Source organism: Dankookia rubra, from assembly GCF_004355005.1.
In the GTDB taxonomy this organism is placed as follows: Bacteria; Pseudomonadota; Alphaproteobacteria; order Acetobacterales; family Acetobacteraceae; genus Paracraurococcus; species Paracraurococcus ruber_A.
Genome location: NZ_SMSJ01000035.1, coordinates 45,316 through 58,480, shown reverse-complemented (window position 1 = coordinate 58,480; position 13,165 = coordinate 45,316). Strand labels below are relative to the sequence as shown.

Sequence of the window (13,165 nt, the reverse complement as noted above, 5' to 3'; positions counted from 1 at the left end):
TCCGGCGCAGCCTCGCCGACGGCGAATGTGCCTGCTTCACCACCTGGTGCCCGGCCGGGGCCACGATCGAGACGTTGGCCACCGTCGAAGGGCAGCGCTGGGCCAGCGAGGACGCTTTCGAGACGGCGAAGAACGAGCTCGGCCTCGACCACAACGAGACCAGGAGCTGGCACGGCTGGCATCGCCATGTCTCGTGGTCATGCTGGCTTTCGCCATGCTGGCGTCCATCCAGCACAAAGCCAATGCGCCACCCCCAAATACTCTGATCAACCTGACGCGGACGCGCCGGACCTCATCCGCTGGTCGGTCCAAGAGATCCGCCGCATCGCAATCCGCCCTGCGCAGCGGCAGATCCAGCCAGCCCACATCATCGCTGGTCACTTTGGCGACGCGCGCACCAAGCCGCCGCACAACGCTCACACCTGAAACGCAAAATGCAGCTGTAATGCGAGGGCCTGTTAGTGCCTGAAGGCTGGCGGGCCGCAGCGCGGCCCAGCCGTACTGCTGCCGCACGAACCGCCACCAGCTCATTTGCCCGCAGAACTGCGGGATCCGCGCTTGCCATCCATGTCAACAGCATTCAGCAACTGCGTGCGGGCAAAGTGGAGGAACGGCCATCGGTAGCATCGCTGTTACGGGTGGGAGCGGCAAGGTGGGACGGTCCGCGATCCGCGAGTTGCTCGAGCACGGCCACGCAGTGATACACGTCGACCTCACGCCCCCGGCAGAGCCGCTGTGCCATCTCATCAAGGCCGACCTGAGCTAGGCAATCGATGTCCTGGAGCTGGCAGCCGGCATCGTCGATTGGCGGAGCACGGGTTTGGGCCGGACGGCGGCGGTGGTGCACTTGGCCGGCATTCCCGCGTCGAACGTGGCGCCCGCACCGTCATCTTTCAGAACGACATGATGACGACCGACAATGTGTTCAGCGCCGGCACGCGGGCCGGGCTCGCGCGAGTTGTGTGGCCATCGAGCGAAGCCGCCCACGGCCTGCCGTTCACTCATACGCCGCCGCGCGCCGCGCCAGTGCCGGAGAGCGGCTACGCGCTGGCCAAGATCCTGTGCGGGTGCATGGCCGAGGAGATGAGCCCCTGAGATCTCGGCACGAGCTTCGTCGGATTGTGCATCTGCAACATCTTCGAGCCAGACGACTACGCGGACATCGCCGGCCTCCACGACGATCCCACGCTCCGGTGCTGGAACCTGGAACTGGGTGTGCCGCCTCGCGCTCGATGCCGGGCCCCAAGGCGCGGACGTCTTCACGGTCGCGGCCGCTGACACACTCATGCGGACGCCGAGCCGGCGACTGATGATTGGAGCATCTCCCCGGCGTGCCTGTGGCGCACGACCTCGGGGAGTTCGAGACGCTTATCTCGATCCCTAAGGCCAAGCGGTTGCTGGGCTACCAGCCCGGGCACAGCTGGTGCTGAAGTGCGTGCGGTGGGGAAACCGATCGGCGACGCGGGCCGATTGCCGCGCAAGGATTGCGAAGGCCCGGAGCGCGCGGCCGGCCGAAGCCTATCAGGCCATGAAATGTACTCCTAGGTTTTGTGGACAGTTACCTGAGCCAGAGGTCGGTTGCGGCGAGGGTTGATGATGGCGAGGTAGTTTCGCGCGGTCCCTTCGTGCCGTGTGGCGACGCGGCGGAACTGCTTGAGCCTGGAGAAGCAGCACTCGACGAGGTGGCGTTCCTTGTAGGGCGCCTCCTTGAAGGGATGCCTGATGGCGCGGGACGGGTTGTTGGGAATGACCGCGACCGTGCCAGCCTCGACGATGACCGGACGGAAGGCGCCGGAGGCATATGCTGCATCGGCCGGCACCGCCTCGGGCTGGTCCTCGCCGAGCGGGGCGAGCGCTTGTCGGGCATCGCCGCGCTGACCCGCGGTCAGGATGGTCCGCGCGGGGCAGCCAAGGCCGCGGACGGCTAAGCGGAGCTTGGTGCTCGGGCCACCGCGTGAGCGCCCCCTTGGCTTGATCCTGAGCCCCTTTTTCGCCCTCGGCGCGTGCTGGTGGGTGCGCACGACGGTGCTGTCGATGATCAGGTACTCGAAGCCGAGGTCATCCGACATGACCGCGAAGACCCGGTCCCACATGCCCTTCGCCGCCCAGCGGCCGAACCGCCGGAAGACGCTGTTCCAGGCCCCGAAGACCTCTGCCAGGTCGCGCCAGGGGTGCCGGTGCGAGCAGTCCACAGCACCCCCTCGACGAACATGCGGGTGTCCCGGCCGGACGAACCACGGGTCCGCTCGGTGCCAATGATGTGCGCCGACGTCCGTTCCCACTGGTCGTCCCGCAGAACCAGCCGCTCCATCACTCCCATCAGCCACCTCCAAAAGGCAGCCTTGAATCACGCTTCAGACCGAAGCCGAATCCCAAGAGCCCACAAGACCTAGGCGTCCCCCTGCCCTCCCCAGCGGAGGGCATCCGAGAGCCCCATGATCTCAAGCCGAGGTCATGGGGCCTTTCGCGTCTCCGGGGCCGGCACTCACCGGCGTCACTCCGGCCCACATCCGGCGTTGGCAGCGCGGCGGATCGAGGGCAGGCTGCGCCCATGCCCCACCGTCGCAGCCTTCTGGCCGGTGCCACCGGCCTTCTCGCCGCCCCGGCCCTTGCCCAGGGCGATGCCGCACGCACGCTCCGCATGGTGCCGCAAGCCGATGTCACGGTGCTCGACCCGCTCGCCACCACCTCCTATGCGGTGCGCAACCACGCGCATCTCTGCTGGGACACGCTCTACGGGCTCGACGCGGCATTCAGCCCGCAACCTCAGCTTGCCGAGGGTCACGTCGTCGCTGACGACGGCCGTCGCTGGACCTTCACCCTGCGCCAGGGCCCGACCTTCCACGACGGGGTGCCGGTCCGCGCCGCCGACGCCGTCGCCTCGATCCGCCGATGGATGACGCGAGACACGCATGGCCAGACCCTCGCGGCACGGATCGAGGAGATCCGCGCTCTCGACGATCGGCGCTTCGAGCTGCGCCTGAAGCGGCCATTCGGCGTCATGCTGGACGCGCTCGGCAAGTCCTCCTCCTATCCCTGCTTCATCATGCCGGAGCGCTTCGCCGCCCTGCCCGCGACGACCCTGCTGACCGAGATCGTCGGCTCCGGCCCCTACCGCTTCGTCGCGGAAGAGCGCCGGGCCGGCGCGCAGGTGGTCTATCGCCGGTACGATGGTTATGTCCCGAGCCCGGTCGGCACCGCGGGCGTCACGGCCGGACCAAAGATTGCCGGTTTCGAGCGGCTCGAATGGCGTATCATCCCCGATGCCGCGACCGCCGCCGCGGCGCTGCAGGCCGGCGAGATCGACTGGTGGGAGCGCATCACCCCAGACCTGCGGCCGTTGCTGGCACGGCGGCGCGAGGTGGTGATTGACCGGATCGAAACGCTCGGCACGGTCGCCATGCTGCGGCCGAACCACCTGCACCCGCCCTTCGACGACCCGGCGGTCCGCCGCGCCGTGCTGCCAGCCCTGGCCCAGGCCGATTTCATGGCGGCGCTATTCGGCGACGACCGGGACCGTTGGCGCGACGGCGTCGGCTGCTTCCCGCCGGGCAGCGTGCTGGCCTCCGACGAGGGGCTGGAGGCGCTGACCTCGCCGCGCGACCTCGGCCGCGCCCGCGCCGCGCTGGCGGCGACCGGCCGCGCCGGCGCCAAGGTGGTCATGCTGCACCCGGCCGACCAACAGACCAACAGCGCGCTCACCATGGTGGCCGACGACCTGCTGAAGAAGATCGGCTTTGCGCCGGAGGACGCGACCTCCGACTGGGGCACCATGCTGCAGCGCCGGGCGAGGAAGGACCCGCCGGCGCAGGGCGGCTGGAACGCGGTGGTGGTGCTGTTCGGCGCGGAGGACCTGCTCAACCCCGGCGGCCATCCGCTGCTGCGCGCCAACGGCGGCGATGCCTGGTTCGGCTGGCCGTCCAGCCCAGCGCTTGAGGCCTTGCGCGACACCTGGCTGGAGGAACCGGACGCCGCGGCGCAGCAGCGCACCGGCCGGCAGATCCAAGCGCAGTTCTTCGCCGACCTGCCATACTGGCCGCTCGGAATCTACCAAGTGGACAGCGCCTACCGGCGTGGCCTGCGGGTTGAGCGGCGCGGCCTCGCGCTGCCGCTCAACGTGCGGCGGGATGCGTGACGAACCGGCGAAGGGCGGCCGAACGATCCGGGCCTGCCCCGCATAGGGAGGCATCAGGATGGATCTCGGCATAAAAGGCCGGCACGCGATCGTCTGCGCCGCGAGCAAGGGCCTCGGCAGGGCCTGCGCCGCCGCCCTGGCCCGGGAGGGCGTCAGCCTCACCATCGCCGCGCGCACGGCAGCCGATACCGAGGCCGCGGCGGAGGAGATCCGACAGACGCATGGCGTGGTGGTGACTGCGGTCGCGGCCGACGTGACCACCCCGGCCGGGCGCGCGGCAATTCTCGCCGCGGCGCCGCAGGCCGATATCCTGGTCAACAACGCCGGCGGGCCGCCGCGTGGCGACTTCCGCAGCTTCACTGCCGAACAGTGGATGGCCGCGGTCAACGACAACATGGTCGCGGCCATCGAGATGATCCGCGGCGTGATCGACGGCATGATCGAGCGGCGCTTCGGCCGGATCGTCAACATCACTTCCTCGACGGTGAAGGGACCGGTCGCCGACCTGAGCCTGTCCACCGCCGCGCGGTCGGGACTGACCGGCTATGTCGGCGGCGTGGCGAGGCAGGTCGCTCGGCACAACGTCACCATGAACAACCTGCTGCCCGGGCCCTTCGAGACGGACCGCTTCCGCGGCGGCGTCACCAGCCGGGCGAAGGCCGCCGGCATCGGCTTCGCCGAGCAGCTCGAACGCCAGCGCGCCACCATGCCGGCGGGGCGCTTCGGCGACCCGTCGGAGTTCGGCGATGCCTGCGCCTATCTGTGCAGCCGGCAGGCAGGCTTCATCACCGGGCAGAACCTGCTGCTCGACGGCGGGCAGTTCCCCGGCGTGTTCTGAGCCCCGGGCGCCCGGCTATTCGACCGTCTGCGGCGTGATGCCCATGCCGGAGAGCAGGCTGCCGAGGCGCTGGTACTCCGCCTCGAACATCGCCGCATGCGCTTGCGGGCTGCGTTGGTCGGGCGGGAAGACGCTTGTGCCGAGCTGGCCGAAGCGGGCGACGATGGCCTGGTCCGCCAGGGCGGTGCCGAGGGCGGCGTTCAGGCGGCCGATGACGGCGGTCGGGGTGGAGCGCGCGACGTACATGCCATGCCACACCGCGAGCGAGACGTCGGGCAGGCCCAGCTCTGCCGCGGTCGGCACCGCCGAGATGCTGGCGATCCTCGCGGGCCCGGCGACCAGGATGCCCTGGACGGCGCCGGCCTGGACCTGCGGAACGGCATTGGTCGACTGGTCGCAGACCATGTCCAGCGTGCCGCCGACCAGGTCGGTCATCGCCGGGCCGCCGCCGCGATAAGCGATGAAGGCCGGGCGGACGCCGAGCGCGCGGGCCAGAAGCAGGGCGCAGAAATGCCCGCTGCTGCCGATCCCGCCATGGCCGATATTCGCCGAGGTCCCGTTTGCCCGCAGCCAGGCGACCGCCTCGGTCGGCGACTGGGCAAGCTGCTTGCGCGCCATCAAAACGGTATGGCCGGCATTGATGAGCCCGACCGGCGCAAAGGCGGTCCGAGTGTCGTAGGACAGGCCGGTGAAGAGGAAGGGCGCGGCCAGGAGCGGCAGTTGAGCGACCAGCACCGTCGTCCCGTCCGGTGCCGAGGCCGCTGTCCGCGCTGAGGCGACAGTGGTGGCGCCACCCGACACGTTCTCGATCACCACGATCCGGTCAAGTGTGCGAGCCATATGCTCGCCCAGCACACGGGCGATGACATCGGTGCTGCCGCCGGCGGAAGCCGGGACGATCAACGTCACGCGAGAATTCGTCGGTTGCGCCGCTGCTGGCGGAGCGATCGCGGCAACCAGCAGGGCGCAGCCGGCGACGACGCGCACCGACCGACGTGCGGATCGGATCCAGCGCCGGCCGCGCGCCGTGATTCTTGACACCAACATCGTTCAGCCTCCCCTAGCGATTTTGCGGCGAGCGGTTTGACGACGAATCAGAACACCACCATCGATGGGAGAAGGCGAACAATTCCGTTCATTGCGGTTATCGCCCGTCGCGGTGACTGGCTCGCCCGCCGTGACCCGTTGCTGCCGAACCGCCAGTCATCGTCGCGCCTCGGCGGCCTGTGGAGCGCCGCGCCGCCCTTCGACGGCCAATGTCCCTGCTGCAGTCACGCACGCGTCCTAACCGGGTGCGGTCGGCCGCTGCCCGGCGCCACGGGCGCAACACCATGCAGGCAAGAAGGTTGTCGGCCGCAAGCGCCACCTGCTGACCGACACGCTCGGCCTGCTGCTCGGCATCGTGGTTCACCCGGCCAACCTGCAGGACCGCAACGGTGCCGAGCCCCTGTTGCGGCAGGCGCGGAGGCAGTTTCCCTTCCTCGAGCGGTTCATCGGCGATGCCGGGTACCAAGGCCCGAAGATGGCGGCCGCCATGGCCCGCACCGGCACTTGGTCCCTGCAGATCGTGCGCCGGTGCGACCGGCACCGCCTCGTCGTGCTGCCGAAACGCCGGATCGCCGAGCGCACCATCGCCTGGACCAGTCGCAATCGCCCCCTGGCCCGCGACTTTGCCGCATCGCCGCCGCCCTCGTCCGCATGGCCATGATCCGGCCTCATGCTCAGGCGCCTGGCAGCGAAGCCCTCACCGAACACAAACGTCCCGGATGGGCCCTTACCCCTGTACCGGACTTGTCGTTTCGGCAATCCAGTCTACCACGAGGCCGAGTGCATCACGTTCGCCCAGGCCCTGATTGCGCGCTTTGGCGAAGACCGTTGTCTGACGATCGGCGCTGGTGCCTTCTGCAACAATGGTGCTTGCAGCAGCCAGCTCGGCCGCACATCCCAGCGTGTCCGCTACCTCTGCCACAAGCGCGAGCACCCCATCTAAATGGGCCGCGAACGGCACGACGTTTCCCGACACCTCGTCGATGAGGCTCGCGCGTACCCCGTCGCGCTGGGCGCGCCATAGATTCTCTGCCGCGATCGCCCGTGAAGCGCCGGTCAACCCACGATTCAGCTCCGGCCGGCGGTCCACCAGGCACACCAGGCAGCGGTAGAGAGCCGCGATCGCAATGGTGTCGTCCAGGCGGGTGCAGGCATCGGCGACGCGCAGCTCCAGCGTCGGATATTTCACTGACGGGCGCAGCGTCCACCACAGAAAGCTGGCATCCGCGATGGCACCGGCCCGCGTCATGACCTCGACGTAGCGCAGGTAGTCGGCCTCGTCGTCGAACAGGTCCGGCAGGCCGGTGCGGGGCATCTCGCCGAAGACCGAGAGGCGGTAGCCCGCGAGACCGGTCGCGCGGCCCTGCCAGAAAGGCGAGGAGGTGGACAGCGCTAGCAACGTCGGCATGAAGGGAAGCAGCCGATTCATCATGTCGACGCGCGCCTCGGGCCGGGGCACCTCCACGTGGACGTGCATGCCGCAGACCACATTGCGCCGACCCAGTAGTTGAAGGTCGCGCATCAGTCCCTCGTAACGCTCAGCCTCCGTATGCGCCTGACGCGACCAGCGCGCGACAGGGTGAGTGCCAGAGGCGAGCACGAGGATGCCGTGCTCGCGCGCGACCTTGGCAAGGCCGGCGCGCAGGTCCGCCAGTTCCCCGCGTGCCTCGGCGAAGTCGGTGGCAGGCGGCGAAGCAACCTCAACTTGGCTCTGCAGTAGCTCGCGCTCTGCCGAGGGCACGCGCGTACGGATCGCGGCGTGGAAAGCCTTCACCGTGCGACGTGGGGTGCCGCGCGTGATGGCGTCGGCAAGGAAATACTCCTCCTCGATGCCGAAACGGTAACTGGCGTCCACGGGCGTCCTCGCGACTTTGGAGACAACAGGGTAGCGCAATCTTCCGTGCGCGCATGTCCGGCCGCACTCCTACCGCACACCACAAGGGACGATGCGTTCGGGCGCGGGCGGCTCCGCCGCAGGTTCGAACACGGCAAGGTAGATCGATCGTCCTTCGATCCAGTGCCACGCCACTTCCCGATACCCGACGGCCGCTAGTTCACAGGACAGCAGCGCATGGGGCGTACCATGCGCCAGCACAGGGCCGTCTACGTCCAGGATCGCCACTCGCCCGTTGGGCTGCATTGCCGGGACGAGGTTGGCGAGCAGGCCGAAAGGCTGCTCGATCTCGTGGTACATGTGGACCATCAGGGCGAGGCTGACCGAACGCGGCGGCAAGCGCGGGTCGTGCGGCTCGCCGAGGACGAGCGATACATTGTCGAGCCGCTCGCGCGATACACGCCGCCCGAGCCGGTCGATGGTGCGCCGGTCCACCTCCTGCGCGATGACCCGACCGCCGGGGCCGACGCGCTTCGACAGGCGCCCGACATAGTAGCCGGCACCGGCGCCGATGTCGGCCACGGTCATCCCGGGACGAATGCCGAGCAGGTCCATGACTTTGGCCGCCTCGCCGGCGCGCTCGCGGCTGTCCTCGCCTGCCCACTGGTCGGATATGATGCTGGCCACCGGGCGTTGCGGCTTCGGAAAGCGTTCCTGGGCCAGGCCAGGCGGTGCTACGGCCGGCACCGCGCCATTCGGCGCTGCAGCTGAGCAGGCGGACACGATGAGCGTCACGGCTGCACCCGCTAGCCCTGCGAGGAGCGGCATAGCGGCAACGCATCCACCACGGCTAGCCCTCACTGTGTTCGTCCTTGCGCCCGATCACAGCCCAAAGCGGGTCGCTGCCCCACTGCCCCGGCGATGCGAGTTCCCGCGCCTCCACGGCGGAGAAACCAGCGTGGCGCAGATAGAGCGAGACGAGTTCGCATTGATCCGGCCCGTCGAGGTTCTGCCAGATCGCCACGGCCTTGGTGGGGAAGCAGCGGTTGGAGAATGTGATTGCTACGGGACCCTTGGGCCGCAGCACGCGCGCCACCTCACGCAACACCTCGATCGGACGCTGGAGGTATTGGATGGAAACGCAGATGCCGACCGCATCCACGCTCGCGTCGTCAAGTGGCAGCCTGGGATCCTGGTTCAGGTCCTGAGCGAACCAATGGTCAAGTCGCGGGTTGGCGGCCAGTTCTGCCGCGTTCATGCCATGGCCGATCACCTTTTTATATGCGACGTCCTCAGGCAGATGGCTGACCCAGCTCGACATCAGGTCGAGCACCGTGCCGTCGGCGGAGAAGAGTGCGCGATAGAGCCTGGTCACGGCCCCGATGGCGTCGTTATCGATATGCGTAACAAAGCGGGGCTCGGCGTAGAAGATCGTGTCCGGTGACGAGTCACTCTTGGCGAAGGCATGCGGCGGCAATTGGGGCAAGCCATCCTCGGGCATGATTGGACCCCCTGATTAGCAGTCCATCACAGGTAGGGCGCCGCAGGGGATTGCCAACTCGATGCGGCGCGGCTGGTTTGAACCGTCCAGCCGTTGGCAGTTGCCAGTGCGGTACGCGGCGAGGCCAAGTATTGCCGATGGTCGAAGCTATGCGAGTGGCGGGCTGCGTGGTCCCCCGCTTTTCCGTCGCAGCCGATGACGAACCTGCAAAGCCTTTGCAACCCGTCCTTCCGTATCGACACCTTAAGCAGGCGGCTGCTTGCTCCCGATCGTGCACGGCGGTCGAGACTGGGCTCGCAGTGCCGCCAGTGCTTGAAGCAGACTGTTGTCGTGGCGCCGGCGCATCTGGTGCTGGTTGCCGTGCCATGATCCATGGCCGCCCGCTTTTCCTGGCAACGCGGCCTCAGGCCGGCTCCGCCACCACAGCCACGCCGATGCTCCGGTGCAGCATCCGGTTCTTCCCCGCCGTCTTTGCGGCATACATCAATGCATCTGCCTCGGCGATCGCCACAGCCTCATTCGTGGGGGGGGCGAGGAAGGACACCGCGCCGACCGAGGCCGTGACCGCGCGGCCCTGCGCCTTCATCCGTTCCTCGACCGTCGATCGCACCCGTTCGGCGACATGCGGGATTTCCCGGCCGTCACCGCCGACCAGGACGGCTGCAAACTCGTCGCCGCCGATGCGCGCCGCCAGGTCCTCCCTTCGCAGGCAGGCGGATAGCGCTCCCGCCACCTCCCGGAGCACTGCATCGCCTGCTGCGTGGCCGTGCAGGTCGTTCACTCGCTTGAAGCCGTCCAGGTCGAGGTAGAGCAGTGCGAAAGGCTGGTCGTCTCGCCGCTGCCGCGCCATGGCGCGAGCCAGCGCGTCCAGGAAGGCGGGGCGATTGGCGATGCCGGTCAGCACATCGGTCAGCGCCATCTCCCGCACCCGCAGTCCGGCGCGGCGCAGTTCCAGGGTCGTCACCACTGCGCGGGCGAGGGAGCTCAGGCTTCGCTGCTGTACCGCATCGAAGTCTCGCGCCACATGGTCGAAGACGCAAAGGGTGCCAAGCGCGTAGCCCTCCGGCGAAACCAGCGGCATGCCGGCATAGGCGCGGATCGCCGGGTCAGCGGAGACCACCGGGAAATCGGCAAAGCGTGGGTCTTCGGCCGCGTTCGGCACCAGCAACGGGCGGTCAGGCTGCAAAACGGCATAGGCGCAGAACGTGTCGCCACGCTGCGCCTCAGGCACGCCGAGGCCGATGCGCGCCTTGAACCAGCTCCGCTCGGCATCCACCAGGGTAATGGCTGCGGCGGGGCAGCCGGCCAGCGCGGCGGCGAGAACGACCAAGTCGTCGAAGCTGCTTTCCGGGTTGGTGTCGAGAATGTCGTAGGCGCGCAGGGCGGCGAGACGTTCCGCCTCGTTCGGCGGCAGCGGGGCGGGTGACATCGACGGCCGCAGGTCCTCGGAAGCGGAAGGAGGTGCTGGTGGCCGCCGCTTCCGTCTAACGACCACTCCAAGCCACACTTGCGATATTATTGAACCTAAAATCAACCTTTGATTATCACCACGCGCCTGGAAAGACCAATCCTGGTGGCGCGCTCACCCGCGATCAACTCGGCCAGGAACCCTGGCGGAGAACTCACGCCGGACCGCCTCCGGCAAAGTCGAGGCGGTTCACTCATCGGGTCCCTAGCAGCTTGTGCGACTGAGGCTGAGCTCCCAGCGCGGCCGATGCAGGCACAAATCGGGGGCGTCTTTCGTGTTCTCGGCAATGCGCCGACAGTTCGTTGATCGCACCGAAATTCGCGTGACGCTGAGTCCCATGAGCGCTTCCAAATCCAAGCTCGCCTGCGGAGTTACAACCGTCGACTCGTCGCACTCGATCAGTTGCAGCTGCGCGCCTGCCTTGGAGCTCCTGCAGATGCAGTAGAGCCCGGCCGACGCTGGAGTGATCGTGCCATTCGTCTCGACAGCGACTTCGAAGCCGTGGTCGTGCATCGTACCGACGGCCGCGTCATCCAATTGGAGGAGGGGGTCGCCCCCGGTGCAGGCTGCGAATGATCGTCCACCACCAGGCCATGCTGCGGCGACGGCGTCGGCCAGCACCCCAGCATTGACGAACCGGCAGAACGCCGCGGGTCGCCCCGCCTGCGCCCCCTCCCGCCATGGAGCATGTAGAAGATCTCCTTGACCGCGTAGCTCACCAGACCACGCCCTCAAGAGCACCCTCTTGCCCTGCGGCCAAGCCGAAGCCCTCCAACGGCACGTCGAGGCTGAACCGGCTGGGCCCGGCTGCGACGCGCCGCCGACCCGACCAGCGCCGCCGCGAGCCCGGCGGCGACCGCGTCCTCCGTCAGGGCCCGTGCCCAGTCCGCATCTGACCGTGTCGTGCCGCCCCGCGCCGTGCGGCCCACCAGGGTGCCCAGGGTGGCTCCCGCAATGCCAGCCAGAGCACCGGCTGCCAGTGGAGCATTTCGTCCGGTCAATGCCGCGCCACCGACCGCGCCGGTGGCAATGCGCACCAGAACGGACGGCGCAATGCGGCGGTCTGGCGCAAAAGGCATCTTGTCGCCCACCATTTCAGCCAGCACGGCTGCTGTTGCGAGACCACGCGACCGCGTGCCAGCCGAAATCCAGCCGGTCCGCGTCTTCCCCAATGAGGCTACCCAGGTCAGCGCGGCTTCCGACACGAGCTTCCATAGTAATAGGTGGGCGAAGAAGCCGCCGGCCACGATGGCCTATATGCAGGGACGCTGCTCCAGGTTGCGCTTGTCTCAGCAGAACAGGCGTCCGCCACACCAGCCCTGACGGTTCGAATCATGCTTTGTTCGGCGACCAACCGTATGCCTTCGCGCAGGCGCCGCCCATGAGCATTGCCCGCTCAGTATCGCTGAGCTGGCTTGCCTTTAGGAAAGGTCCGACCGCTTGCTCGTAGTTGACAACAGCGAAGGCGCGCGTCCAGTCCGTACCCCACAAGCAGCGGTCGAAGCCCCAGGCGTCGAACACACGGGCGAGCGGGCCCCAGATGTCCGGAAACGGATACGGCTCACGTGACAGCGTGCATGCGCCGCTGACCTTGATCACTGCATTCGGGCGCTTGGCGAGATCCAGCACCTTGGGAAGATCAGCCCAGGAATTCGCCGAAGCGGGCGGCACGCGTGGCTGCAGGATGCCTAGATGGTCGATGATGAAGCGCGTTTCGGGATGACGATCGATGATTGCAGCACCCGTATCCAGATTGCCCCAGCACAGGATGTTAACCGGAAAATCGTGCCGGACGGCCGCACGCAGTATCCGATCGAGGCCAGGATCGTTTGCCTCGCGCCCAGACTCCTTGGGCACCATGATGCGAACCCCGACAGCGCCCGGCGTATTCTTCCATTCAGCGATGACATCAGCCACCGCCTGGTCGTCCGGATCGACTGGTTTGACGATGGCTAGGCGATCTGGATGGGTCCGCTGCACATCCACCGCATAGCTGGCGTCATAACGGTACATGGAAAACGAAGAGATAAAGATCGCGCCGTCAACGCCGACCTTGTCCATCGCTGCCACCATCTCGTCACCGGTGACGTGGTCGGGCCAGTTCGGCACGGTATGCCAGGGCCGCTTGGGCGTGTTCGCCTCATAAGCATGAACCTGTGAGTCGATGATCGTCATTGGGACGGCTCCTTTTGGCCAGGTGAGCTTGGCGATCACCGATACCTTGTGTCCAGAGGGACCGTCTGATGGCGATCTTCGAAAGCGGCAGCGCGCCGGGCTATCGTCGGATGCTGCGGCGCTCACCTTAATCAGGATGCTCAGGTCAACAAGGAGGGTGGCTCGGC

9 protein-coding genes and 3 pseudogenes are annotated in these 13,165 nt (G+C 67.7%); 5 read left to right on the top strand and 7 right to left on the bottom strand.

Features of this window, described 5'->3' with window-relative positions; genetic code table 11:
• Positions 1-262: pseudogene (locus E2C06_RS41080) on the top strand (IS701 family transposase); the annotation flags it as partial.
• Positions 263-804: 542 nt separating this feature from the next.
• The gene (locus E2C06_RS21400; protein ID WP_133290649.1) at positions 805-1,095 is read left to right on the top strand and encodes an NAD-dependent epimerase/dehydratase family protein; all 291 of its coding nucleotides are present in this window, start codon (positions 805-807) and stop codon (positions 1,093-1,095) included.
• A 463-nt stretch (positions 1,096-1,558) separates the two neighbouring features.
• On the opposite strand, the pseudogene E2C06_RS21395 reads toward E2C06_RS21400, so the two are convergent.
• Positions 1,559-2,320 (bottom strand): annotated as a pseudogene (locus tag E2C06_RS21395) (IS5 family transposase).
• 231 nt (positions 2,321-2,551) lie between these two features.
• Between E2C06_RS21395 and E2C06_RS21390 the strand changes: the two are divergent.
• Both E2C06_RS21390 and E2C06_RS21385 read left to right on the top strand, forming a co-directional pair.
• Positions 2,552-4,135, top strand: coding sequence for an ABC transporter substrate-binding protein (locus E2C06_RS21390; protein ID WP_133290647.1), 1,584 nt, complete (start codon positions 2,552-2,554; stop codon positions 4,133-4,135).
• 58 nt (positions 4,136-4,193) lie between these two features.
• Entirely contained in the window at positions 4,194-4,973 is a 780-nt protein-coding gene (locus tag E2C06_RS21385) for an SDR family oxidoreductase (protein WP_133290646.1), read from the top strand.
• 15 nt (positions 4,974-4,988) lie between these two features.
• On the opposite strand, the gene E2C06_RS21380 is transcribed toward E2C06_RS21385, so the two are convergent.
• A complete protein-coding gene (locus E2C06_RS21380) occupies positions 4,989-5,882 on the bottom strand; it encodes a tripartite tricarboxylate transporter substrate-binding protein (RefSeq protein WP_165982541.1) in 894 nt (297 codons plus the stop codon).
• Positions 5,883-6,303: 421 nt separating this feature from the next.
• On the opposite strand from E2C06_RS21380, the pseudogene E2C06_RS21375 reads away from it, so the two are divergent.
• Positions 6,304-6,681 (top strand): annotated as a pseudogene (locus tag E2C06_RS21375) (transposase); the annotation flags it as partial.
• Between the two features lie 66 nt (positions 6,682-6,747).
• Here E2C06_RS21375 and E2C06_RS21370 read toward each other — a convergent pair.
• The 5 genes from E2C06_RS21370 to E2C06_RS21340 form a co-directional block, all read right to left on the bottom strand.
• Complete coding sequence (locus E2C06_RS21370; protein ID WP_133290643.1) at positions 6,748-7,875, bottom strand: carboxylate-amine ligase; 1,128 nt, start codon at positions 7,873-7,875, stop codon at positions 6,748-6,750.
• A gap of 69 nt (positions 7,876-7,944) precedes the next feature.
• Positions 7,945-8,649, bottom strand: coding sequence for a class I SAM-dependent methyltransferase (locus E2C06_RS21365; RefSeq protein WP_206664625.1), 705 nt, complete (start codon positions 8,647-8,649; stop codon positions 7,945-7,947).
• Between the two features lie 55 nt (positions 8,650-8,704).
• The gene (locus E2C06_RS21360; protein ID WP_133290641.1) at positions 8,705-9,355 is read right to left on the bottom strand and encodes a class I SAM-dependent methyltransferase; all 651 of its coding nucleotides are present in this window, start codon (positions 9,353-9,355) and stop codon (positions 8,705-8,707) included.
• A gap of 403 nt (positions 9,356-9,758) precedes the next feature.
• Positions 9,759-10,784, bottom strand: a complete 1,026-nt coding sequence (locus E2C06_RS21355; RefSeq protein WP_133290640.1) for a GGDEF domain-containing protein — start codon at positions 10,782-10,784, stop codon at positions 9,759-9,761.
• Between the two features lie 1,371 nt (positions 10,785-12,155).
• Positions 12,156-12,998, bottom strand: coding sequence for an amidohydrolase family protein (locus E2C06_RS21340; RefSeq protein WP_165982540.1), 843 nt, complete (start codon positions 12,996-12,998; stop codon positions 12,156-12,158).
• Positions 12,999-13,165: the final 167 nt, after the last annotated feature.

Excerpts from the sequence above, each read along its gene's own strand:
- E2C06_RS21390 (WP_133290647.1), top strand. The coding sequence starts at position 2,552 with ATGCCCCACCGTCGCAGCCTTCTGGCCGGTGCCACCGGCCTTCTCGCC.
- E2C06_RS21385 (WP_133290646.1), top strand. The coding sequence starts at position 4,194 with ATGGATCTCGGCATAAAAGGCCGGCACGCGATCGTCTGCGCCGCGAGC.
- E2C06_RS21360 (WP_133290641.1), bottom strand. The coding sequence starts at position 9,355 with ATGCCCGAGGATGGCTTGCCCCAATTGCCGCCGCATGCCTTCGCCAAG.
- E2C06_RS21355 (WP_133290640.1), bottom strand. The coding sequence starts at position 10,784 with ATGTCACCCGCCCCGCTGCCGCCGAACGAGGCGGAACGTCTCGCCGCC.
- E2C06_RS21340 (WP_165982540.1), bottom strand. The coding sequence starts at position 12,998 with ATGACGATCATCGACTCACAGGTTCATGCTTATGAGGCGAACACGCCC.